This is a genomic window from Bradyrhizobium archetypum (genome assembly GCF_013114835.1).
Taxonomy (GTDB): Bacteria; Pseudomonadota; Alphaproteobacteria; order Rhizobiales; family Xanthobacteraceae; genus Bradyrhizobium; species Bradyrhizobium archetypum.
Map to the genome: position 1 here is coordinate 13,694 of NZ_JAAVLW010000013.1, position 23,396 is coordinate 37,089.

The window sequence follows — 23,396 nt, forward strand, 5'->3', positions numbered from 1 at the left end:
GTCACAGCCCTCTCGGCGTCGGCGCAGCGGCGACGCCCATTCTTTCCAGCGCATGCGCCACCCGCAGCGCGATATCTTCCCGCCACGGCGCGGCAATGATCTGCACGCCGATCGGCATCGGCTGCAGCGGCACCGGCACCGCCACGACCGGCAGGCCGATGAACGAAATCGGCTGGGTGTGGATGCCGATATTGGCGCGCACCGGCAGTTCGACGCCATCGAGCACGAAGTTGACCTGACCCAGTTTCGGCGCGATGCAGGGCGTGGCGGGCGCGATGATAACGTCGACCGACTTGAACAGCTCCAGCACCTGCGCGCGATACCAGCGGCGGAATTTTTGCGCGCGGTCGACCAGCGGCGCCGGCACCATGGCGCCGGCGATCAGGCGGTCACGGACTGCGGGATCGAAATCATTCGGCTGCTTGCGCAAGCGATCGAGATGCAGCGAGGCGCCCTCGGTGGTCGTGATTACGTAAGCCGCCGCGCGGGCGCGCGCGGCTTCGGGAAGTTCGACCGTCATCGTGGCATCGAGCGCTTTCGCAATGCGCGACACCGCCTCGAGCGCTTCGGGAAAGACGTTCTTTTGGAAATAGCCGCCGGCGACCGCGGCCCGCAAACCGTCCGCGCCGTTCGCCAGCAGCGACGTGACCGGCTCGACCGGCCGCGTCGTGCACGCCGCATCGTCCGCATCTTGCCCCTGCATCGCGTCATAGGCCAGCGCGAGGTCGCCGACATTGCGCGCCAGCGGACCGAGATGATCGAGGCCAGCGACAAAGGGAAAGGTTCGCGCCCGCGACAGCCGGCCGTAGGTCGGCTTCAGGCCGAAGACGCCGCAGAACGACGACGGCACCCGGATCGATCCATTGGTGTCCGAGCCCAGCGCGATTGGAACCAGCGCGCCGCCGACCGCGCTGCCGGAGCCGCCGGAGGAGCCGCCGCTCATCCGCGAGGGATCGTGCGGATTGCGCGACGGACCATCATGCACATTCTCGCCGGTGAAATCATAAGCGTACTCGCCCATATTGAGCGCGCCGACCAGGACGGCACCGGCCGCCTCCATCCGCTCGATCAGCGTGGCGTCGCGTGACGAGGGGGCAAGATCGCGGTTGATCTTCGACCCGGCGCGGGTGGCGAGGCCCTTTACGTCGAACAGATTCTTGACCGCAAACGGCACACCGGCGAGCGGACCGACCTTTTCGCCGGCGGCGATTTTGGCATCGATCGCTTTGGCTGTGGCGCGGGCGCGATCCGCAGTGACGTCGGTAAAGGAATTCAGCACGCGATCATGTTTGGCGATCCGCGCCAGCGCGGCCTCGGCCGCATCGAGCGCGGAAAGCTTACGATCGGTTACGGCTTGCGCGATCTGTTGGGCCGAAAGCCCGTCGGTGTTTGCGCTCATGACATTCTCAGGCGGTGTAGACGCTGGCCGGCTCGGTTTCATCCGGGAGCGGGAATTCATCGACCAGCCGCGCCAATCTCAGCGACACGTCGAGGTTGGCCCGTACTGCGGGACGCCAGGCTTCCTCGACAGACAGCGCCAGCGCTTTCGATACAGCATCGATGTAATTATCAAGATGATCGGCAGCCATTTCGCTCCACCTTCTCTTCCTTGTCATCGCCCGACCTGACCGGGCAATCCAGTAAACACCGCCATCGGTGAGTACTGGATGTCCCGCTTTCGCAGGGCAACAGCTAAACCGGCAACGGCGGATGCGGGATCGCCGTCAGCAATTCCTTTGTATAGCCGTCCTGGGGATCGCCAAGCACGCGCTCCGACGAGCCGTGCTCGACGATTCGGCCCGCACGCATCACGATGACACGATCGCATAGCAAACGCACCACATTCAGATCATGCGACACGAACAAATAGCTCATGCCCATCGACGCTTTCAGATCCTGCAGCAGGTTGAGCACGATGGCCTGCACGGATACGTCGAGCGCCGCCGTCGGCTCATCGAGGATCACGAGTTTTGGATGCAGCGCGATCGCGCGCGCGATGCCGACGCGGGCCTTCTGGCCGCCGGATAGTTGGTGCGGGAAACGATCGAGCAAATTGACCGGCAGACCGACCAGCCCGGCAAGTTCCTCGCATCGCGCGCGCAGCGCGTCGCGCCCCCTGATGTTGCCTAGCTGCATGATCGGATCCGCAATGGCGCGCGCGGCGGTGAAGCGCGGGTTGAGGCTGTCGGTCGGATCCTGGAACACCATCTGGATGCTCTTGCGCTGCGGCAGCCGCGCAAAGGCCTGCGGCAGGATGGCGCCAATCTCCTCGCCGTCAAACGCGATGCGGCCGGAGCTCTGGTCCAGCAGTCGCATCACCATCATCGAGGTCGTCGATTTGCCGCAGCCGGATTCGCCGACCAGGCCGACGCTCTCGCCATGGCCAACCGTGAAGCTGATGCCGTCGACGGCGCGGAACACTTCCGCCTCCACCGGCGGCTTGCGTGAGAACAGTTTTGACAGCAGCGCGCCCGCGCCCTGGCGCGGATATTCCTTGACCAGCTTTTCGACGAGGAGGAGCGGTTTCTGCTTCCTCTCCCCGCCTGCGGGGAGAGGGTCGGGGTGAGGGGCTGTTTCAGCGAGCGCAGTCTGCGGAGAGTCCCCCTCACCCGCCGCACTGCGCGCGTCGGCCTCTCCCCGCAGGCGGGGAGAGGCTGAAGAAAGCGCAACCTCCTCCTCCGGAAGCAGATCCCGCAACGACACGCCAATCCGCGGCGTCGCGCGCATCAGCTTCCGCGTATAGGGGTGCTCGGGCCTGGCAAAGATATCAGCGGACTTCGCTGTCTCCACCACGCGGCCCTTCTCCATCACCACCACGCGATCGCAATAGGCGGCGGCGAGGCCGAGATCATGCGTGATCAGGATCGTCGACATGTGCCGGCGCTTGGTCAGCTCGACGATCAGATCCATCACCGCCTTCTGCGTGGTAACGTCGAGGCCGGTAGTCGGCTCGTCCGCGATCAGGAGCTGCGGATTGCAGGCCAACGCCAGCGCGATGACGACGCGCTGGCACATGCCGCCGGAGAGTTCGAACGGATAGGCGTGATAGCGCTCGCGGGGACGGGCGATCTTGACCTGCTCCAGCGCCTCGATCGCCTTTTCGCCGCGGTCGCTGGCGGCGCTCTGCACATGCTGGCGCAGCACGTCCTCGATCTGGTCGCCGACCTTTCGGATCGGGTTCAGTGCCGCGCGCGGGTTCTGGAAGATCATCGAGATTTCGCGGCCGCGCAAATCGCGCATCTCGTTCTCGCTTGCCGCCTTGACGTCGATGCCGGAAAACATCACCGAACCCTCGGCGATCCGCCCCGCCCGGTCGAGGATCCGCATCACGGCATAGGAGGTCACCGACTTGCCGGAGCCGGACTCGCCGACGATGCCGAGCGTCTCGCCCTTGGCCACCGAGATATTGACGTGCTGCACCGCCTTGACGATGCCGCGCCGGGTGGTGAATTCGATGGTGAGGTCGTGGACGTCGAGCAGAGGCTGCGCCGTCATGGCGACCTCCGCCAAAATCTCGAAAACAACCCCATGCAAAGTAGAACGGTCAGCACTCCTGTCGCATTTCCTCCTCCGATGCGGGGGCTGAGACGAGCAAGGCTTGAATCAGCCATCACGTCCTCCGCTGCGGATCGACGATGTCGCGCAAGCCGTCGCCGAGCAGGTTGAAGCAGAACACCGCGATCATCAGCGCAAGACCCGGGAACAGCGCGATCCACCATTCGCCAGAAACCATGAAGGTGGCGCCTTCCGCGACCATGATGCCCCATTCCGCCGTCGGCGGCCGCACGCCGAGCCCGATGAAGGAAAGGCCGGCGGCGTTGAGGATCGCGTAGCCCATGGTCAGCGACATCTGCACAATCATGATCGGCATGATGTTGGGCAGGATATGCACCAGCAGAATGCGCGCTTCGCCATTGCCGGACAGCCGTGCCGCCTGCACGAAACCGGCGTTGCGGCGGACATTGGCTTCGGCGCGGGCGACACGCGCATAAAGCGGGAAGTTCACGATCGCGGTTGCGATAATGATGTTCTGCACGGTATTGCCGAGCGCGGCGACGATGCCCATCGCCAGCACGAACAACGGGAAAGCCATGATGGTGTCGGCGATGCGTCCGACGATGCGGTCGGTCCAGCCGCCGAAATAGCCGGCAGCGATGCCGGCAAGCCCGCCCATCAGGAACACCAGCGCCACGGAGGCGACCGCGATGAAGGTGTCCAGCCTTGTGGCCACGATGACGCGGCTGAAGATATCGCGGCCCAATTGATCGGTGCCGAACCAGTGCGCCGCAGACGGCGGCTTCAGCGCCGCCGCGGTGTCGCTGGCGAGCGGATCGTAGGGTACGATGTAAGGGCCGAAGATCGCGGCGAACAGAATGATGATCAGAAGGCCGAAGGCAAAGGCCGTGACGCGGTTCTCGCCGAGCACGTATCTGACGTGCTCGAATGTCGCTGATAGCCCTGAGGCACGCCCGGGCGCAGCGGGTTCAACGGCAGGCGCAACGCTACTCATGTTCCAACCTCACCCTTCAAGCCGCACGCGCGGATCGATCACGCCGTAGAGAATGTCGATGAACAGATTGAGCAGCACGTACATGACCGCCATGGTCAGCACGAAACCCTGCACCGGCGCGAAGTCCGACGAGATCAGCGCTTCCACCGCGTAAGATCCTATCCCGGGCCAGGCGAAGACTTTTTCGACCAGCACGTTGGCGCCCAGGAGAAACGAGAACACCATGCTGAGCGTGGTGATGACCGGCAGCATCGCATTGCGGAATGCATAGGTGACGATCACCGTCGACGGCGAAAGCCCGCTGGCGCGCGCGGTGCGCACGAAGTCGGACGCCAGCACCGCGAGCATCGAGGCCCGCGTCATGCGCGCGATCGGCGCCAGCGAGAAGATCGCGAGCGTCGCCGCCGGCAGGATCAACTGGCTCAATGCGGAACGAAACGTCTCGAAATCACGCGCGATCAGCGCATCGATCAAATAGAGGCCGCTCACGTGCGCTGGCGCGCTGTAGAACACGTCGAGCCGGCCGAGCGGCGCCGGCGACCAGCCGAGCCTGAAATAGAAAACATAGACCAGCACCAGGCCAGTGAAGAACACCGGCAACGACACGCCGGCCGTCGTGGTGACCCGGCAGAGATGGTCGATCCAGGAGCCCGGCCGCGTCGCCGCCAGCACGCCGAGCGGGATTGCGATTGTGATCGAGACGATCAGGCCGAGCAGCGTCAGCTCGGCAGATGCCGGCAGGCGGTTGCGGATTTCGGTCGCGACCGGCTGGCCCGTCGTCAACGACGTGCCGAAATCGCCATGCGCGAGATCATTGGTGTAGCGGAAGAACTGCTCGATCAGCGGCTTGTCGAAGCCGAGTTTCTTGCGGATCTGCTCGATCGCCTCTTTGCTCGCCGCAGGCCCCGCAAAATAGGCGGCGGGATCGCCGGGCAGCGCGCGGGTCAGAAGGAAGGTGACGATCACAACCCCGATCAGCGAGGGAATCGCAAACATCAGCCGCTTGCCGATCATGGTCAGCATGGGCAGCGCTCTACGCTTCGCTTGGCGCACGCGAATAGCGAATAGCGAATGGCGAATAATCGGAAACTATCGTCCTTTCCCATTCACTACTCCCTATTCGCTACTCGCCATTCGCCAACTCACGCCTTCACCAGCGCGCGGTAATCGAGCCTGCGGTGGAACCAGTACTGATAGCCCGACACGTTCTTCTGCATCGCGACGTTGACGTAGGGCTGATAGAGCGGGATGCGCGGTATGTCCTTGAAGGCGAGGTCGACGAAGCCCTTTACGTCGGCGTCGTACTTGGCTGTATTGCCGACCGCGGCAGCGTCGACAGCGCCGGCGATGAACTCGTCCATCGCCTTCGACTGGTAACTCATGGTGTTGAAGATCGAGTTCTTGCCGTCGTAGCACCAGATGAAGAAATACTCGGGATAGTCCAGCCAGCCGGAGAACACATTGGTGTAGAGCGGCAGCACCTTCTTGTTCAGCTCGGTGCGCCAGTTGGCGCCGGGGATCTTGTTGATGGTGGTCTTGATGCCGATCTGCGCGAGAGACTCCTGCACCAGCACGCAGAGCGGTTCGTTGACGCCGGCAAAGCCGAGGTCGAACGACAGCGTGGTCTCGAAACCGTTGGGATAGCCGGCCTCCGCCAGCAATGCCTTGGCGCGGGCGATGTCGGTGAAATATTTGGTCGGCTGCGGCCACGCCACCTCGGTCGCCTTGTCGGCAGCGGCGCCGAACATCGGCTTGGCCAGACCGAACAGCACCGCATCCATGATCTTCTGATAGGGGATCGCGCAGGCGACGGCCTCGCGGACCTTGACGTTGTCGAACGGCGCGATCTTGACGTTCATGCCGATATACTGGACGCCGTTGGAATACGGCACCGAGACGATGTTGAGCTTGACGTTGTCCTTCAGCTCGACGAAATCCTTGTTCGGCAGATCGTAGGAGATGTCGGCATCGCCGCGCTCCAGCAGTGCGCGCCGGTTGCCGGCCTGCGGCACCATGCGCCAGACCACGCGCTTGACTTTCGGCAAGGGACCGCCGACCCAGGCGTCGTTGCGCTCCATGACGACTTCGGTGCCGGCCGTCCACTTCACCACCTTGTAGGCGCCGGAGCCCGCGGTCTGCTGCTTGGTGTATTCGAGGCCCCAGGGGTCCTTCTCGGTGGCGTTCTTCTTCACCAGCTCGGAATTGACTACGCAGGGCACGATGACCGCGAGATCGGGGATGGTGAGGCGATCCTTCTTGGCGAAATCGATCCGCACCGTGTTGTCGTCGACAACGACGAACTGCTCGGTCTTGGTTAGGGAGCCCGCGCCCATCTGGAAGGTCGGGAAACCGCCGACGCTGACGGCACGATCGAGCGACCACTTGACGTCCTTGGCGGTAACAGGCGCGCCGTCGTGGAATTTGGCATTCTTCTTCAGCTTGAAGGTGACCGACATGTCGCCGACATTCATGTCCTCGGCTAGTTCGGGCTTGAATTTGTCGCGGTCGTAATAGGGCACGCCGCCGGGGCCGCTCTTCATCTCGTGGCTGATCAGGCGATCGTAGCAATTCCACGACACCTCGTAGCCGGGCACGTTGGTGCCGACGCCGTGAATGTCGAGATTGTTGGGGCCGCTTTCGGAGACGATCAACAGCGTCTCCGACCGCGCGTCCGCCTTGGCGGCGGACCAGATCGCCGGTGCCGGCGTCAGTGCGCCGGCGGCCGCCAGCCCCGACACGGATTTGAGGAAGTCGCGACGTTTCATGGGATGATGCTCCAACGCCTGGGGAAACGGCCTTGGAACTGGAATCGCAAGGTTTGTGCCAACCCTTAAGAAAGGGTTGCTGCCGCCCGAACCGCCTGATTCTGCAGACAAATATCTCGAACCTCTCCCGTGCCGCGAGGTGCGACATCCTGGCGGATTGCATACAAAGCGGCAGATTTGCCCATTTTACATGCAGATACTTGAGCGCTCCGTTGCTGGGCGGTTCCTCAGATCGGCCAGAGCAGATCCTGCAATTCATGGAGGTCGGCGGCCTTCTGTTGCCAACCCTCGACACCAATTTGCCTGGTCGGGTCGCCGAAGCGATGCAGCAGCATCAGCGCCATCAGCCGCCGCTTCAGGTCGGGCGTGATATCCGCGGCGGAGTAGCCAAAGCCCTCGAACAGGCTCCGCACCCGGCGCGGCATGCCGGCGGCCATCAAGGCGCTCGGACCCAACAGGTCGTATTCGCCCCTGCCCGTCATCACGTCGCCGAAGTCGATCAATCCCGCGAGCCGCCAACCCGAGCCGCCCCGGCGCAGCAAGAAATTTTCGGGGATGTACTCGCCGGTCAGGATCACCGGCGGCCCATCCAGCGCAACCAGGGTGGCCGCATCGCGCAGGAGTTCGTCCAGCCCATCGAGAAATTTCTGCGGCAATCCGAGACGCGTATGCCGGGCACGACACCCCTCGATCTGTCCACGCATGAAGACGTCCCAGCCCGGCTCGACGTCTGCGAGCGGTCCGACGGGTGCGCGCTGCACTTCCGCGATGGTCTCGCCGATTTCGACGAGCACGCGCTCCTTGTCCCGTTCCGGCAAGGACGGCCAGGCATCCGCGCCCAACGTACCCGACAGCCGCGTGATGACGAGATATGGCCATCCGTCGCGCTCGCCTTCGACGACGATTTCGGGGATCGCGAGACGAAGCCGGCCATGAAGCTGCGCGAGCGTGCTGCGTTCCGAGGCGAATTGGCCGCGAAGAAACGGCGGGAAGATTTTTAGGATCAGTTCTTCGTCGAGAGCGAGGACGAGATTGGTGCCGGTAGAGAACACGTGCGGCGCTGTGCACGCCAGGCCATGGCCACGAGCGATGTCGCGCGCGATCGGCAGCCATTGTGAGGGGGCCGCACGAAAGGGGCGGAAGGCCTCGTAGTCGGCGAAGGCGGGAAGTGATGCGGTCATGCGGACGCCAACTTTGTTTGCCGTCATTGCGAGCAAAGCGAAATGGAAACGCCGTCATTCCGGGGCGATGCAAAGCATCGAACCCGGAATCTCGAGATTCCGGGTCTGGTGCTAACGCACCATCCCGGAATGACGGCGCTTCCGTTGTCACTTCGCTCCCAGCAATGACGACAGTTCGCTGCCGCTCGCAATGACGGCGGTGAGGTTATCTATCCGGGTTGGCCCGCTCGAACTGGCGCAGCAGGCGGTTGCCGCGATCGACGGCGAGGTCGAGGGCTGCCTGCGCGGTCTGCTTGCCGCGGAAAACCTGCTCGAGTTCTTCATCGATCACGCTGCGGATCAGAACAAAAGAGCCAAGCCGGATTCCCTTCGAGTTCTCGGTCGGCGGCTTCAACGTTATCTGCTCGATTCCGATCGCCGCACCCGGGTTGCGGTCGTAGAAGCCCTGCGCGCGGGTGAGGTCGAAGGCAGCGCGGGTGATCGGCAGATAGCCGGTGTGCTGATGCCAGGCCGCCTGAATTTCCGGCTTCGAAAGATAGGCGAAGAAGCGCGCGACGCCGGTGTATTCGGCACTCGGGCGGTCGCGCAGCACCCATAGGGTGGCGCCGCCGATGATCGAGTTTTGCGGAGCGCCGGCGATTTCGGGCCGGTATGGCATCAATCCGTAACCGACCTCGAATTTGGAATTGGCCTTGATGTCGGCGCGCGTTCCGGACGAGCCGATGAAGATGGCGCATTCGCCCTTCTGAAAGCGCGGCTCGGCCGATTGCCCGCGGCCGCTGTAATCGAAAATTTTGGTCGCCTGCCATTCCGCGAGTTGCGCGATGTGCTGCACCACCTGCGGATTGTTGAAGGTCAGCTCGGCGTCGAGCCCACCAAAGCCATTGGCGCGGCTTGCCAGCGGCAGATTGTGGAATGCGGAAAAATTCTCGATGAGGATCCAGGAGGGCCAGGATGTGGTGAGCCCGCACGGCGAGCCGGCCGCGCGCAGGCGCTTCGCCGCCGCGCCGACCTCGGCCCAGGTCTTCGGCGCCGCTTCGGGATCGAGGCCCGCGGCGCGGAACAGATCCTTGTTGTAGTAGAGGATCGGCGTCGAGACGTTGAAGGGGAACGAGAGCATGTTGCCGTCGACGTCTGAATAGTAGCCGGTCACAGCCGGCAGATACGCCTCCGGCAAGAACGCTTCCGACTGGTCGCGCATCAATTCATAGACCGGATAGATCGCGCCCTTTGCCGCCATCATGGTCGCGGTCGCGACCTCGTTGACCTGAACGATCGCGGGCTGGCTTCGTGAACGAAACGCGAAGATCGCCGCCGTCACCGTCTCGGTGTAGTTGCCCTTGTAGGTCGGCACGATCCGGTAGTCGGATTGCGACGCATTGAAATCGGCCGCCAGCTTTTCGAGCTGCTTGCCGAGCTCTCCCGACATTGCATGCCACCAATTGATCTCGGTGGCGGCCTGCGCCGGAGACGCCAGCGCCGTGGCCATGAGCGCTGCGAATTGCAAGAATCTCAAGGCCCATTTCACCGGTGATTATCCTGCTCTACTGCGCCGGCGATCTATCTGCCCGCTGCGCCCTCATAAATCCCCGCGGCCGTGGTTGCAATCCGCCCGCCGTCGCCGCAATGCACAATCAAAGATTGCTGCGGGATTGCCGGGATTACCTCCGGCAGGCCGGCTGCCGGCCAAGCCGGCCAATAGCCAAGCATCGGTAAATTCTGCTAAAAATGCGTTGAACCTTTTCTCCCCGACGCAGACTCCATCTCTAAGGGGATTTGTCGCCTGTGTATCGCCGCGCCGACCTTTGGCGGACCTTCGTGCTTGTTGTTGCGCTGTTGCTCACGGCGATCTCAACGGGCGCTTTTGTACGCGAGTCCCGCCGGTTCGGCGCGGAAACGGCGCTCGAACAGATCAGGACCGGAACAACCGACCCCGACCGTACCAACGTTGCATTGATCGGGACGATGACGCCGGTATTGATCCGGCGCCATCTCAGGACGGAGCGAACTTGACTGCCGCACCGCAACAGCAGCGAACCGCGGAACGGCCGGCGAGCTTCGCCGCGCGCGGCCGCTTTCGCGTGGTCCAATGGCTGCGCGCGGTGCCGATACGCTGGCGCATTCTGTCGATCGCCGGATTGAACTCCGCCGTCGTTGTAGTGCTCGCCCTGTTGATCTGGAACGGCTCGAAGGTGCTGGGCTCGGCCTGGGACGACGTCCGGCAGGTCCGGGAGTCCGACAAGATCCTGGCCCATCTCGAAAGCGAGACCAGCCGGCTGCAGAACCTGATCCACCGCTACATCAACCAGCCAAGCCCGGAGCTGTTCGCCGAGATCCTGCTGTTGCGCGAGGCCGTGCTCGGCACGTTGACCACGCGCGCCGCGAACGACCCGATCCTCTCGGACTCGGTGGAGCGGCTCGAACAGGTCACCGACCGTTTCCTCAACGGCTTTGGCGAATTGCGCGCCGCGCAGACCACCATCACCAAGACCTATGAACAGCAGGTGCTGGGGCCGGCCAGGGAAATGGCCGGGCTGTACTCGATCATCGAGGGCGCCACCGGACATCGCGACGCGCAGATCTGGCCGGCGCTCGGGAGATCCCGCGAAGCGTTTACCGCGATGCTGGTCGCGGCCAATGCCTATTATCTATCGCCCGCCTCGACCACGGCCGAGGACGCCCGCAGGAACACCGAAACGATCGAGAAGACCATCCCCGTGATGGCCGAGCTCGCCGACAATGACCTGCAGCGCATGGCACTGACGCGGCTCAAGGCGCGGACCGTGGCGCTGCGCGAGGGCATGGCGAAACTGACCGAGCAACTCGCTGTCAGGACCGAGCTCTTGCGCAACACCATCGATGCCAGCCAGGCCGAGGCCATCGCCGTCATCGACGAGCTATCGGTCAAGATGCGCCAGCGCGAACAGAAGGCACAGGAGACGTTCGACAAGACGCTGTCCGCCATCTCGCGCCGGGTGCTCTCGATCGCCGTGATGTTCCTTGGCATCATCCTGTCCGCCGGCGTCCTGATCGCGCTCTCGATCCGGCTGCCGCTGCAGCAAATTCTCGCGGCGATGCATGCGATCACGTCGGGCAATTACGATCGGCGCGTGCAGGGCACCACGGCGAGAGACGAGGTCGGCGCCATGGCGCGCGCGGTGGATGTGTTCCGCGAGAACGCCATCGCCAAGCGCAAGACCGAGGACGAGCTGCGCGCCGCCAAGGAAAGAGCCGAGAGCGCGCTGCTCGAGCTCAACACCGCGCAGCAGAACCTGATCGACGCCGAACGGCTGGCGGCGCTCGGCGGACTGGTCGCCGGCGTCGCCCATGAAGTGAACAACCCGATCGGCATCAGCCTGACGGTGGCGTCGAGCTTTGCGCGGCGCGCCGAAACGTTCGAGTCCGAATTGCGCAGCGAGCCGTTGCGCCGCTCCAAGCTCGACGAGTTCGTGAAGAGTTCGCGCGACGCAGCAGGGCAACTGGTGGCGAACCTGCACCGCGCCGGCGAGCTGATCCAGTCGTTCAAGCAGGTGGCGGTGGACCGCTCGCACGCCGAGCGCCGGCAATTCAACTTGAGCGAGGCCACCGACCAGATCGTCGCAAGCTTGAGGCCGGTATTGAAGAAGGCGGCGATCACGCTGTCCGTCGATGTGCCGGAGGGGCTCGTCATCGACGGCTATCCCGGCTCCTACGGCCAGATATTAACCAATCTTTTCCTCAACGCCGCCAATCATGCATTTGCCGACGGCCGTTCCGGGGCGATCTCGATCTCGGCACGGGCCCGCGGCAGCGACGATGTCGAGATCATTTTTGCCGACAACGGGGCTGGAATGACGCCGGATGTGCAGCGGCAAGCGTTCGACCCGTTCTTTACGACACGCCGCAACGAAGGCGGTACCGGACTGGGGTTGCATATCGTCTATAATCTTGTCACTCAACAGCTCGGCGGCCGGATGATGCTGGAGTCGAGGCTGGGACAAGGCACCACCTTCCGCATTATCATGCCGAAAGTCGCCAAGGGCGGATCGGCGTCCACGAGTACAGACCAGACAGCAGCCGACGGAACTTCGCAATGGCCGAACAGGACGATGTCCTCCACCTGATCGACGATACCGGAATAGCTCCGGAGGACTCGTCCGCCCGCAAATGGAAGATCGCCGTCATCGACGACGATGCCGCGGTGCATGAAGGCACCCGCTTTGCGCTGAGCGACTACAGCCTGAACGGCGCGACGCTGGAAATCCTGTCGGCCTACTCCGCGGCTGAAGGCCGCAAGCTGATGCGCGACAATCCCGACGTGGCCGCCGTGCTGCTCGACGTCATCATGGAAACCGACGTCGCGGGGCTGGAGCTCGTCGAATACATCCGCAACGAGATCAAGAACGAGACCGTCCGTATCATCCTGCGCACCGGCCAGCCGGGCCAGGCCCCGGAGCGTCGCGTCATCGTCCAGTACGACATCAACGACTACAAGGCCAAGACCGAGCTGACGGCCGACAAGCTGTTCACCTCGCTGACGGCGGCGCTGCGCAGCTACCAGCAGCTCGAGCGCATGGTGCAGACCAGGCGCGGGCTCGAAATCATCATCGACGCCGCCTCGACGCTCTACGACTTCAAATCGATGCAGCGCCTTGCGGAAGGCGTGCTGACCCAGCTTGCCTCATTGCTCAATGTCGATTGCGCCGGCATCCTGGTGCTGCGCGACGATGGCGCCCCGGGAAGCGAATTCTCGGTGCTGGCCGGCTCGGGCTGCTACAGCCGCTTCATCGGCACCACCAGCTCCAAGGCGCTCGATCCGGATTTGCGGGCGATGGTGGAAGCCGCCTTCCAGCGCCGCAAGAACGAATTCGCCGACCACCGCAGCGTGCTTTATTTGCGCACCGGCTCCGGCCGCGAAGTGGTGGTGCTGCTGCAGGCCGAGCGCCAATTGTCCGACACCGACCGCGCGCTGGTCGAGATCTTCTCCAGCCGCCTTTCGATCGCCTTCGACAATGTCATTCTCTACCGGCAACTGCATGAGGCCAACACCCAGCTCGAGGACCGCGTCGCTCAGCGCACCCGAGCGCTGATGCAGGCCAACCGCCGGCTCTCGGCGCAGTGGCTCAGGCTGCAGCGCGCCAACGGCTTCAAGAACGAAATTCTCGGCACGGTGGCGCACGATTTGAAGAATCCGCTCGGCGTGATCCTCGGCCGCACCGAAATGCTGACCGAACTGATCGGCGCCGGGTCCCCTAAGGAGAACATCACCGCGCAGGTCGAGCACATCAGGGACGCCACCAAGCGGCTGACCTCGATGGTCGATCACCTGATCTCGGATGCGATGGCTGATGCCTTCGACATCACGATCCGCCGCGAGCCGGTCGATATCGCCGCCCTCGTTACCGAGGTCGCCGATTCCAACCTGCCCTCGGCGGTCAACAAGCAGCAGGCCATCACGGTGTCGGCGCCGCCGAACATCATCACCATGTGCGACACCGACCGGATCCGCGAGGCGATCGACAATCTCGTCAGCAATGCCATCAAATACTCGCCGATTGGCGGCAAGATCACGGTCACCGTCACCCATGAGGGCGGCGACACGGTGATCCGCATCGCCGACCAGGGCGCCGGCCTTTCGCCGGAGGATCTCGGCCGGCTGTTCGGGCGTTTTCAGCGCTTATCGGCCAAGCCGACGGCCGGCGAAAGCTCGACCGGCCTCGGCCTGTCGATCGTCAAACGCATCATCGATATGCATGGCGGCCATGTGACGGCGGAAAGCGCCGGCCCCGGACAGGGATCGACCTTTACCGTTACACTGCCTGCGACAGAGACAACATGACCCAGAGCCCGCACATCTTCATTGTCGATGACGAGGCACCGGCCCGCGAGATGGTCGGCGATTACCTCAAGATGCACGGTTTCGGCGTCACGCTGTGCGACGGCGGAAAAAGCCTGCGCCGCGAGATCGAGACCACCGTGCCCGATCTCGTCGTGCTCGACCTCAACATGCCCGAGGAAGACGGGCTTTCGATCATTCGCGACCTCAAGAGCCGCATCAACGTTCCCGTCATCATGCTGACGGCAACCGCAAGTCCGATCGACCGCGTCGTCGGCCTCGAGCTCGGCGCCGACGACTACATTGCAAAACCCTGCGAGCTGCGCGAATTGATGGCGCGCATCCGCTCGGTGCTTCGCCGCAGCACGCCGGCCAAGACGGCCGCGCCGGAGCCTGCGGCGGCAAAGGCGGAGAAGGAGCAATTGGTGCGGTTCGGCACCAAATGGCTCGACCTCGAGGCCCAGGCGCTGCGCGATGATGAAGGCAACGAGCACCCGCTGACGGCGTCCGAGTTCGGCCTGTTGAAAGTGTTCGCGGCGAATCCCAAGCGGGTGTTGTCGCGCGAGCGGCTCCTGGAGCTCGCCAATGCGCGCGATGCCGAAGCCTTTGACCGCGCCGTCGACCTGCGCATCATGCGCATCCGCCGCAAGATCGAGATCGATCCGACCAAGCCCGCCGTGATTCGCACGATTCGCGGTGGCGGCTATCTGTTCTCGCCGACCGGCGAGAAGGGTTAGCGGCGCGCTGCTTCTGCCCAACCCTCATGGTGAGGAGGCGCGTTAGCGCCGTCTCGAACCGTGTGGCCCCTATCGCGCCTGCATCCTTCGAGACGCGACGACGACGCCGCTCCTCAGGATGAGGGGCGACAACCGCGGAACTATTCCGCGTCTGAAATCTTCCAATTTTCCACATATTGAAATTATTGGGGTTTTTCATCCGAATGTTTCGTCGCAAGCCGTGCGACGAAACAATTCTCTGCGGCACGAAACCATTTTCCCCCTTTGGAGCAGACGTCCCGAAACGGAGGCTCATTAACAATTCTCCCAACGGAACGCCGCACCTCGTGGCGCAATGGGAGCCTGTCATGTCGAACGTCATCGCCATCAACGCCGCAGCCAAGCAGTCGATTGCCGCCGCCCGTGCGACATCAGACGAAATGCTGCTGGTCAGTATTGCCAAAGGCGACCGTACGGCGATGCACGTGCTTTATTCCCGTCATAACGTCCGGGTCTATCGCTTCGTGCTGCGCATGGTGCGCGACACCACGATGGCGGAAGACCTTGTCAGCCAGGTTTTCCTCGACGTGTGGCGCACGGCCGCACAGTTCGAAGGCCGTTCGCAGGTCTCAACCTGGCTGCTGTCGATCGCCCGCTTCAAGGCGCTGACCGCGCTGCGCCAGCGCAAGCATGAGGACATCGAGCAGGAAGACGTGCTGGAGATCGCCGACGAGGCCGACACGCCGGAGGCCTCGCTCGACCGCAGCAACACCAGCGCGATCCTGCGCGCCTGCGTCGCCAAGCTGTCGCCGGCGCATCGCGAGATCATCAACCTGGTCTACTACCACGAGAAGTCGGTGGAAGAGGCCGGCGCGATCATCGGGATTCCCCAGAGCACGGTGAAGACCCGGATGTTCTATGCCCGCAAACAATTGGCGGAGTTGCTTAAGGGCGCCGGCGTGGACAGCCTCGCTGCGTAAATCATAGCGATTTCAATTGATTGGCTGGGTATTGGGATTGAAAAACCGGGTCGGTTTCGACGGACAAAGATTACCCCCGACGAAACAAATGAAACAATTGGCGACATCACCCGGAAAAACTCATTCCCTATACCGATCATCACCGACGCAACACCGACGCCGAACAGGAGAGCGAACATGCTGAAGCCGTCCTTCCGCTTTTTCATCGTCCCGCTCGGCGCGGTCGCAACACTCGCCACCCTGTCGGCACAGAACGTCCAGCCCCGTGTCCAGCGCGACTCCGGCTCGGCCTTCGTGCGCGAACAGGTGGTCGATTGCCGCACCAAGAATCCCAAGGAGATCTGCGTGATCTCCTACGACAGCGAGACCCCCCGCTGAACTTCCTCTCACCTCCCAAGTTCTAGGACCTCCAAGCTACCTCCAACGACCCGGCCGGGATGCCCCCCAGCCGGGTCGCTCTGTTTGGAGCCCCGTTTCGCGCGCGACACGGAAAAGACGTAACGTTTACGAAGTTCAGCCGTGATTAGCCGCCGCAATCGTCCGCACGCCTTGCCGCTTGACGTAACTGCGCGCGGCCGTGATGTTTGCCGCCGTCGATGGACGCTGCGGCAAACGAGAATGAGGTCAGGCTGCGCAAGGGCACGTCGCTCAACGAGCGGCTCGCTCTCGCAGGCGCTGCTGCGCTGCTGTGCCTGATTGCCTTGCCTGGCCTCGTTCACCTGGCGAGCGGTCATTGGCTTGGCATCGCCGCTCTGTTTGCACTGCTGTTCGGATGCCTCCTGCTGGGCGCATCGCTGCTTGATCGCAACGTCGTCTGGATCATTACGCCGGGGGGAATCCTGATCGGCGAACAGCGTCCATTCGGAAAGCTGCACAAAAGGCTGATCAGGCCCGATGAAATATCTAAGATGCATCTGCGAAGGAACAGCGGCAGATCAATTGAGTTCAGCCTGGCATTCGTGACCGCATCGGAAGATGTGCTCACATCGCCCCCGCTGCCTGATGTCACCCAGGTGCACGAAACCACCGTCCGCATCGCACGGCTGCTTCGGCTTCCCGATCCCGAACCGGTCGAGAATCCGCTCGACGCCGTCAATGCCGGGATCCGACTGGGCAAGCCGGTCAACTCCAAACGGGTGCGAGGTTTCAAGGTTCTCATTGTGCTGCTCGCCGGCGCGCTGAGCATTCCGTTCATCTATGCGCTCTGGAACGACAAATTGTCGCCGTTCGGGATCGCCGTTTGGTCGCTCGGCGCGATCGCTGCCTACGTGCTGCTCAGATCCGTCAACCGGATGAGCGCATGCTGGATCGTCCACGATGGTGCAATCAGGATTGAACGGCTTTCGTGGAACGGCACAGAGGTGGAAATGATCGCCGGCAGCGATGTCGAGGCCGTCGACGTCGAGAGCGGCGGTCGCAAGGATAGCCTTTACGTAATCACCATCCGGCTTCGCACGGGAAGGAAAATCCGCAGCCCGGCGTTGGCCGGCAAGGATCAGACCCGCGCCGTGCAAGCGGAGATCGTTCGACGACTAAGATCGAATCCATCGGGTGGCGGATAGGCTTGCACGGCTGTCCCACGCCGCATGCAGGTACAATCGTCACGGCGGGCGTGGTAGGATGCACGCCTGGTTCGGGCGCAAGTTTCGAGAACACTAGTTCCGCTTTCGAAAATGCCGCGCCCGGCGAAACTGCGACAGGTGGTGCCGATGTTCGAAGGCTGGGATGCGGTGGTATTGGCCCGGGCGCAGTTTGCTTTCACGATGTCGTTCCATATCATATTTCCCGCCTTTTCGATCGGGCTCGCCAGCTATCTCGCCGTGCTCGAAGCGCTGTGGCTATGGACCGGCCGCGAGGTCTATATCAACCTGTTCAATTACTGGCTAAAAATCTTTGCGGTCGCCTTCGGCATGGGCGTGGTGTCGGGCATCGTGATGTCTTACCAGTTCGGCACCAACTGGTCGGCCTTTTCCGACAAGGTCGGACCGGTGATCGGTCCGCTGATGGCCTATGAGGTGCTGACGGCGTTTTTCCTTGAGGCAGGCTTCCTCGGCGTGATGCTGTTTGGCCTGAAGCGCGTCGGCCCGAAACTGCATTTTCTGGCGACGCTGATGGTCGCGATCGGCACGCTGATTTCGGCGTTCTGGATTCTCTCGGCCAATTCGTGGATGCAGACGCCGGCCGGCCACACCATCAATGCTGACGGCCAGTTCATTGCCGCCGACTGGCTGAAGGTGATCTTCAACCCGTCGTTTCCCTATCGTCTCGTGCACATGGTGCTGGCAGCCTATCTGACCACGGCACTGGTGGTCGGCGCGGTCGGCGCCTGGCACCTGTTGCGCGACCGCCATCTCGCCGGCCCGCGCGTGATGTTTTCGATGGCGATGTGGATGGCGACGCTGGTGGCGCCGCTTCAAATCCTGGCGGGCGACCAGCACGGCCTCAACACGCTGGAGCATCAGCCCGTGAAGATCATGGCGATGGAAGGCCATTTTCAGAGCCACAAGGACGGCGCGCCGCTGATCCTGTTCGGCCTGCCCAACCAGAGCGCCAGCCGGGTCGACTACGCGGTCGAAGTGCCGAAGCTGGGTTCCGTGATTCTCAAGCATTCGCCGGATGCGCCGATGGCCGGCCTCGATACCGTGCCGCGCGAAAACTGGCCGCCGGTTGCGATCGCGTTCTGGTCGTTCCGGATCATGGTCGGCATGGGATTGCTGATGCTGGCGCTCGGCATGTTCAGTCTGTTGATGCGCCTGCAAGGCAAGCTCTACGATTCGCGATTGCTGCACCTGTTCGCGGTCGCAATGGCGCCTGCGGGCTTCATCGCCGTGCTCGCAGGCTGGATCACCACCGAAGTCGGGCGCCAGCCGTTCACGGTCTATGGCTTGCTGCGCACGACTGAATCCGCTTCGCCGCTGGCGGCGCCGGCGGTTGCCTCCTCGCTGATTGCCTTCATCATCGTCTATTTCGCCGTGTTCGCGGCTGGCGTGATTTATCTCTTGCGCCTGATGGCGGCGCCGCCGCATCCGGGTGAAGAGGGACCGTCTCACGAGGCGCCGATCCGCACCGCCGGCATCACGCCCGCCACCCAGGGGGCCCCCTCATGAATATCGCGGTCGATCTCGCCACCGTCTGGGCCTTCATCATCGCCTTTGCCGTGTTCGTCTATGTCGTGATGGACGGCTTCGACCTCGGCCTCGGCATCCTGTTTCCGTTGTTTCCGGAGAAGCACGACCGCGACGTCATCATGAATAGCGTCGCGCCGGTCTGGGACGGCAATGAGACCTGGCTGGTGCTCGGCGGCGGCGGGCTGATGGCCGCGTTTCCGCTGGCCTATGCCGTGCTGATGCCGGCGCTCTACACGCCGATGATTGTGATGCTGCTCGGCCTGGTGTTTCGCGGCGTCGCGTTCGAATTCCGCTGGCGCACGACCAAGGCGCAAAACCGGTGGGACATCGCCTTTTTCGGCGGATCGCTGCTGGCGACGCTGGCGCAAGGCATTGCACTCGGCGCCATCCTGCAGGGCGTGCATGTCGAGGGACGGCACTACGCCGGCGGCTGGTGGGACTGGCTGACGCCGTTCAGCATTCTGACCGGCGTATCGCTGGTGATCGGCTATTCGCTGCTTGGCGCGACCTGGCTCGTCATGAAGACGGAAGGCGAGTTGCGCGACCGCGCCTATCATCTGAGCTGGATATTTTTGCTGGCGATGCTGGGCGCGATCGGCGCGGTCAGTATCGCAACGCCATTCCTGCATGTGGAGTACACGCATCGCTGGTTCGCCTGGCCGAACGTCCTCCTGACCGCGCAGGTGCCGATCACGGTGGCCGTGATCACCGTGCTCTTGCTGCGCAGCCTCGCCAACAAATATGATTACCAGCCGTTCTTCCTGGCGCTGGCGTTGTTTGCGCTCTCCTATGCTGGCCTCGGCATCAGCATGTATCCCTACATCGTGCCGCAGAGCATCACGATCTGGCAGGCGGCGGCGCCGGCCAACAGCCAGCTCTTCATGCTGTTCGGCGTCGCGGTGCTGATCCCGCTGATCCTCGGCTATACCGCCTGGGCCTATTGGGTATTCCGCGGCAAGGTCAAACCCGAGAGCGGATATCATTGAAACCAAACGAGCCGCCCCCTCGCCCTCTCATGCAGCGCCTGCTGTGGTTCGTCGCGCTCTGGCTCGGCGGCGTCGGCACCGTTGCGCTGATTTCGTTTTTGCTGCGGCTGTGGATTGCGCCGAAATGAGGCAGCTCAAGTCCCATGAATATGGCGTCGCACGGAAATAGAAGATATTTCAGTGGGGTAACAACCTCGTTCGCCCTAAACTTGCCATCAAGCTAGCCCTGAGATTTTATGGTTCCGCTGATTTGGCCAATGCGCCGCAAGGAGATTTCTGCGATGAAAAAATTTCGTCACCTGATCTGGATGTTGATCGCCACGGGCGGTCTGATCCTTTCGGTCTCGCAGAGCCAGGCGCAGTTGCGCCAGCCGGATGTCGGCGACCAGCCCGGGCTGCTTCCCGATGAGTCCGTCGAACTCGATCCGCAATTCAGGAAGACCGCGGTGCTCTATCGCACCAGCGAACCGCCGGGCACCATCATCATCTCCACGCAGGACCGCCATCTCTATCTGGTGCAGGGCAACGGCCGCGCGCTGCGATACGGCATCGGCGTCGGCCGCGAGGGATTCCAGTGGCAGGGACTCGTGAACATCACGCGCAAGGCAGAGTGGCCGGACTGGACGCCGCCGCCGGAGATGATCGCGCGCCAGCCCTATCTGCCGCGCTTCATGGCGGGAGGCCCCGGCAATCCGCTCGGCGCCCGCGCCATGTATCTCGGCACCACCGTCTACCGCATCCACGGCACCAACCGGCCCGACACCATCGGCACCGCCGTGTCTTCGGGCTGCTTCCGGCTCGTCAATGCCGACGTTACCGATCTCTACGAGCGCGTCCCGGTCGGCACCAAGGTGATCATCCGCCAGAAGCCTGAACTGTAATCCCCGCCGCTGTCTCTTCAGACGCTCCATTCCCTCCTGAAATTGGCGAGTTAAATAATGCTACGGACATTTCGAGGCGGCCTGCTCATCGGGCTGGCGGTCGCAATCGCGGTCGCGGCCGCTGCAATCACCTACGAGCGTTACGACACCAAGACCTTGAAGCGCACCATCCGCCGCGGCGAGGTGCTGTGCGGCGTCAACAAGGGCCTGCCCGGCTTCTCGATCCCCGACGACAAGGGTGATTGGACCGGCTTCGACGTCGATTTCTGCCGCGCGGTGGCCTCGGCGATCTTCGACGACCCCAAGAAGGCGAAATTTGTTCCGCTCGACGCCAGCGAGCGCTTCAAGGAATTGCAGAGCCGCAAGGTCGACATCCTCTCCCGCAACTCGACCTGGAGCATGTCGCGCGAGACCAACTACGATCTCTATTTCCCGGCGGTTGCCTATTATGACGGCCAGGGCTTCATGCTGCCGCGCTCGCGCAACATCGATTCGGCGCTCGATCTCAACAATAGCAAGGTTTGCGTGCAGGAGGGGACGACGACGGCGCTCAACGTCGCCGACCATTTCCGCACCAACAACATGAAATATACCGAAGTGAAGTTTCCCAAGCTGGAAGACGTGCTCAAGGCCTATGAAGGCGGCAAGTGCGACACCTTCAGCGCCGACGTCTCCCAGCTATACGCGCTCCGCCTGAACCTGATCCAGCCGAGCGACCATGTCATCCTGCCCGACGTCATTTCCAAGGAGCCGCTTGCGCCGGTGGTGCGCCAGCGCGACGACGACTGGATGATGATCGTGAAGTGGACGCTGTATGCGATGATCAATGCCGAGGAGCTCGGCATCACGTCGAAGAACATCGACGAGGCGCTGAAATCGAAGAAGCCCGACGTGATGCGCCTGGTCGGCACGGACGGCACCTACGGCGAAGACCTCGGCCTGCCCAAGGACTGGGCTGCCCGCATCATCCGCCATGTCGGCAATTACGGCGAGGTCTACGAGCGCAATGTCGGCGAAGGATCGAAACTGAAGATTCCGCGCGGGCTCAACTCGCTGTGGAGCAACGGCGGCATTCAGTACGCGCCGCCGATACGGTAAGTCTCTCCGCCGTCATTGCGAGGAGCGAAGCGACGAAGCAATCCATGCTTCCCGAGCGGGACTATGGATTGCTTCGCTTCGCTCGCAATGACGAGGAAACAGCCCGTCCGAACAACAATCAATACCCCTTCATCCGCGCCAACTGCTCCGCGTGGTAGTTGCTGTCGCCGAACAATTCCTGGCACACCCGCGCGCGCTTCATGAAGAAGCCAATGTCGAACTGGTCGGTCATGCCCATGCCGCCATGCATCTGCACGCCTTCCTGCACCGCCAGCGTCGCCGTGGTGCCGGCGCGTGCTTTGGCGACCGCGACCGCCGCGCTGGCGTGATCGAAATCGCCATCGAGGGCCTGCAGCGCCTTCAGGACGGCCGCGCGGGTGATCTCGATGTCGATGTAGAGCTGCGCGGCACGGTGCTGCAGCGCCTGGAACTCGCCGATCAATTTGCCGAACTGCTTGCGCTCCTTCAGGTACGTCACGGTGCGGCCGAATACCTCTTCGCTCAGCCCCACCATTTCAGAGGCCACTGCGCCGCGGCCGATATTGAGCACGCCTTCGAGCAGCGCCCATCCCTGATCGACTTCGCCGAGCACCTGATCGGCATTGATCTCGACATTGCTGAACTCGACCCGCGCGGCGTTATGGGCGTCGACCATCACGGTGCGTTCGACCGCGACGCCCTTGGCCTTTGGATCCACCAGGAACAGCGTCAGGCCGTTGCGCTCGCCGGGCGCGCCGCCGGTGCGGCCGGCGACGATCAGGAGATCGGCGGTATGGCCGTCGACCACGAGGGCCTTGGCGCCGCTGAGCTTGAAACCATTGCCCGAGCGCATCGCCTGCAATTTGGTCTGCAGCGGACGATGTTTTGCGCCCTCGTCGATCGCGAGTGCCGCCAGCAGCGATCCATCCGCGATCTTCGGCAGATGCGCCGATTTCTGCGCCTCGCTGCCGCCGCGCGACAGCGCCGATGCCGCCAGCACCGCAGTCGACAGAAACGGCGACGGCATCAGGGTGCGGCCGATCTCCTCCATCACCACGCCGGCCTCAACGCAGCCAAGCCCGCTGCCGCCGAAATTCTCCGGCACCAGCAAACCGGAAAAGCCCATCTCGGCAAAGGTCTTCCAGAGCTCGCGGGAGAATCCTGTTTCGTCCTTGCTATCGCGCAAATGGCGCAGATGCGACACCGGCGCCTTGTCGCTGATAAGGCCCCGCGCGCTGTCGCGCAGCATGGATTGTTCTTCGGTGAGGACGAGTGCCATGGAGGTGCTTCCGGTTTGAAAGGTAACACGTGATTTTTGAGGCGTCATTCCGGGGCGATGCGAAAGCCTCGAACTATA

Annotated in this window: 20 protein-coding genes; 11 read left to right on the forward strand and 9 right to left on the reverse strand. The window is 63.1% G+C overall.

All coding sequences use genetic code 11. The annotated features are described in order from the left end of the window. Position 1: 1 nt before the first annotated feature. From HCN50_RS30865 to ugpB, 8 genes are all read right to left on the reverse strand, one after another. Positions 2-1,399, reverse strand: coding sequence for an AtzE family amidohydrolase (locus HCN50_RS30865; RefSeq protein ID WP_235977327.1), 1,398 nt, complete (start codon positions 1,397-1,399; stop codon positions 2-4). A gap of 7 nt (positions 1,400-1,406) precedes the next feature. Next, positions 1,407-1,589 (reverse strand): DUF4089 domain-containing protein, encoded by a 183-nt coding sequence (locus HCN50_RS30870; protein WP_171713653.1) that lies wholly within the window; start codon positions 1,587-1,589, stop codon positions 1,407-1,409. A gap of 103 nt (positions 1,590-1,692) precedes the next feature. After that, positions 1,693-3,495: a dipeptide ABC transporter ATP-binding protein gene (locus HCN50_RS30875; RefSeq protein ID WP_171713654.1), complete on the reverse strand. Its 1,803-nt coding sequence runs from the start codon at positions 3,493-3,495 to the stop codon at positions 1,693-1,695. A 115-nt stretch (positions 3,496-3,610) separates the two neighbouring features. Further along, positions 3,611-4,510: an ABC transporter permease gene (locus tag HCN50_RS30880; protein WP_171713655.1), complete on the reverse strand. Its 900-nt coding sequence runs from the start codon at positions 4,508-4,510 to the stop codon at positions 3,611-3,613. Positions 4,511-4,519: 9 nt separating this feature from the next. Beyond that, positions 4,520-5,533: an ABC transporter permease gene (locus tag HCN50_RS30885; RefSeq protein WP_171713656.1), complete on the reverse strand. Its 1,014-nt coding sequence runs from the start codon at positions 5,531-5,533 to the stop codon at positions 4,520-4,522. Positions 5,534-5,652: 119 nt separating this feature from the next. Then, a complete protein-coding gene (locus HCN50_RS30890) occupies positions 5,653-7,275 on the reverse strand; it encodes an ABC transporter substrate-binding protein (protein ID WP_171713657.1) in 1,623 nt (540 codons plus the stop codon). Positions 7,276-7,502: 227 nt separating this feature from the next. Continuing rightward, entirely contained in the window at positions 7,503-8,456 is a 954-nt protein-coding gene (locus tag HCN50_RS30895) for an aminoglycoside phosphotransferase family protein (RefSeq protein WP_171713658.1), read from the reverse strand. 205 nt (positions 8,457-8,661) lie between these two features. Then, complete coding sequence (gene ugpB, locus HCN50_RS30900) at positions 8,662-9,972, reverse strand: sn-glycerol-3-phosphate ABC transporter substrate-binding protein UgpB (protein WP_283812144.1); 1,311 nt, start codon at positions 9,970-9,972, stop codon at positions 8,662-8,664. 586 nt (positions 9,973-10,558) lie between these two features. Between ugpB and HCN50_RS30905 the strand changes: the two genes are divergently transcribed. The 11 genes from HCN50_RS30905 to HCN50_RS30955 all read left to right on the forward strand — a co-directional run bounded on the left by HCN50_RS30905 (position 10,559) and on the right by HCN50_RS30955 (position 22,060). Further along, entirely contained in the window at positions 10,559-12,559 is a 2,001-nt protein-coding gene (locus HCN50_RS30905; protein WP_171713717.1) for a sensor histidine kinase, read from the forward strand. After that, a complete protein-coding gene (locus tag HCN50_RS30910; protein WP_171713660.1) occupies positions 12,529-14,274 on the forward strand; it encodes an ATP-binding response regulator in 1,746 nt (581 codons plus the stop codon). Before HCN50_RS30905 ends, HCN50_RS30910 begins: the two co-directional genes overlap by 31 nt. Continuing rightward, complete coding sequence (locus tag HCN50_RS30915) at positions 14,271-15,008, forward strand: response regulator (protein WP_171713661.1); 738 nt, start codon at positions 14,271-14,273, stop codon at positions 15,006-15,008. The genes HCN50_RS30910 and HCN50_RS30915 overlap by 4 nt, the downstream gene beginning before the upstream one ends. Before the next feature lie 347 nt (positions 15,009-15,355). Further along, a complete protein-coding gene (locus HCN50_RS30920) occupies positions 15,356-15,967 on the forward strand; it encodes a sigma-70 family RNA polymerase sigma factor (RefSeq protein WP_171713662.1) in 612 nt (203 codons plus the stop codon). 177 nt (positions 15,968-16,144) lie between these two features. Continuing rightward, on the forward strand, positions 16,145-16,345 hold the full coding sequence (locus HCN50_RS30925) for a hypothetical protein (RefSeq protein ID WP_171713663.1): 201 nt from the start codon (positions 16,145-16,147) through the stop codon (positions 16,343-16,345). Positions 16,346-16,563: 218 nt separating this feature from the next. Beyond that, a complete protein-coding gene (locus tag HCN50_RS30930) occupies positions 16,564-17,529 on the forward strand; it encodes a hypothetical protein (RefSeq protein ID WP_171713664.1) in 966 nt (321 codons plus the stop codon). A gap of 147 nt (positions 17,530-17,676) precedes the next feature. Then, entirely contained in the window at positions 17,677-19,074 is a 1,398-nt protein-coding gene (locus tag HCN50_RS30935) for a cytochrome ubiquinol oxidase subunit I (RefSeq protein WP_171713718.1), read from the forward strand. Beyond that, a complete protein-coding gene (gene cydB, locus HCN50_RS30940) occupies positions 19,071-20,081 on the forward strand; it encodes a cytochrome d ubiquinol oxidase subunit II (protein WP_171713665.1) in 1,011 nt (336 codons plus the stop codon). The genes HCN50_RS30935 and cydB overlap by 4 nt, the downstream gene beginning before the upstream one ends. Positions 20,082-20,110: 29 nt before the next feature. After that, on the forward strand, positions 20,111-20,209 hold the full coding sequence (locus HCN50_RS30945; protein ID WP_171713666.1) for a DUF2474 domain-containing protein: 99 nt from the start codon (positions 20,111-20,113) through the stop codon (positions 20,207-20,209). A gap of 153 nt (positions 20,210-20,362) precedes the next feature. After that, positions 20,363-20,962, forward strand: a complete 600-nt coding sequence (locus HCN50_RS30950; RefSeq protein WP_171713667.1) for a L,D-transpeptidase — start codon at positions 20,363-20,365, stop codon at positions 20,960-20,962. A 57-nt stretch (positions 20,963-21,019) separates the two neighbouring features. After that, the gene (locus HCN50_RS30955; RefSeq protein ID WP_171713668.1) at positions 21,020-22,060 is read left to right on the forward strand and encodes an amino acid ABC transporter substrate-binding protein; all 1,041 of its coding nucleotides are present in this window, start codon (positions 21,020-21,022) and stop codon (positions 22,058-22,060) included. A 118-nt stretch (positions 22,061-22,178) separates the two neighbouring features. Here the strand turns inward: HCN50_RS30955 and HCN50_RS30960 are convergent, their stop codons facing one another. Continuing rightward, positions 22,179-23,318, reverse strand: a complete 1,140-nt coding sequence (locus HCN50_RS30960) for an acyl-CoA dehydrogenase family protein (protein WP_171713669.1) — start codon at positions 23,316-23,318, stop codon at positions 22,179-22,181. Between the last annotated feature and the right edge of the window lie 78 nt (positions 23,319-23,396).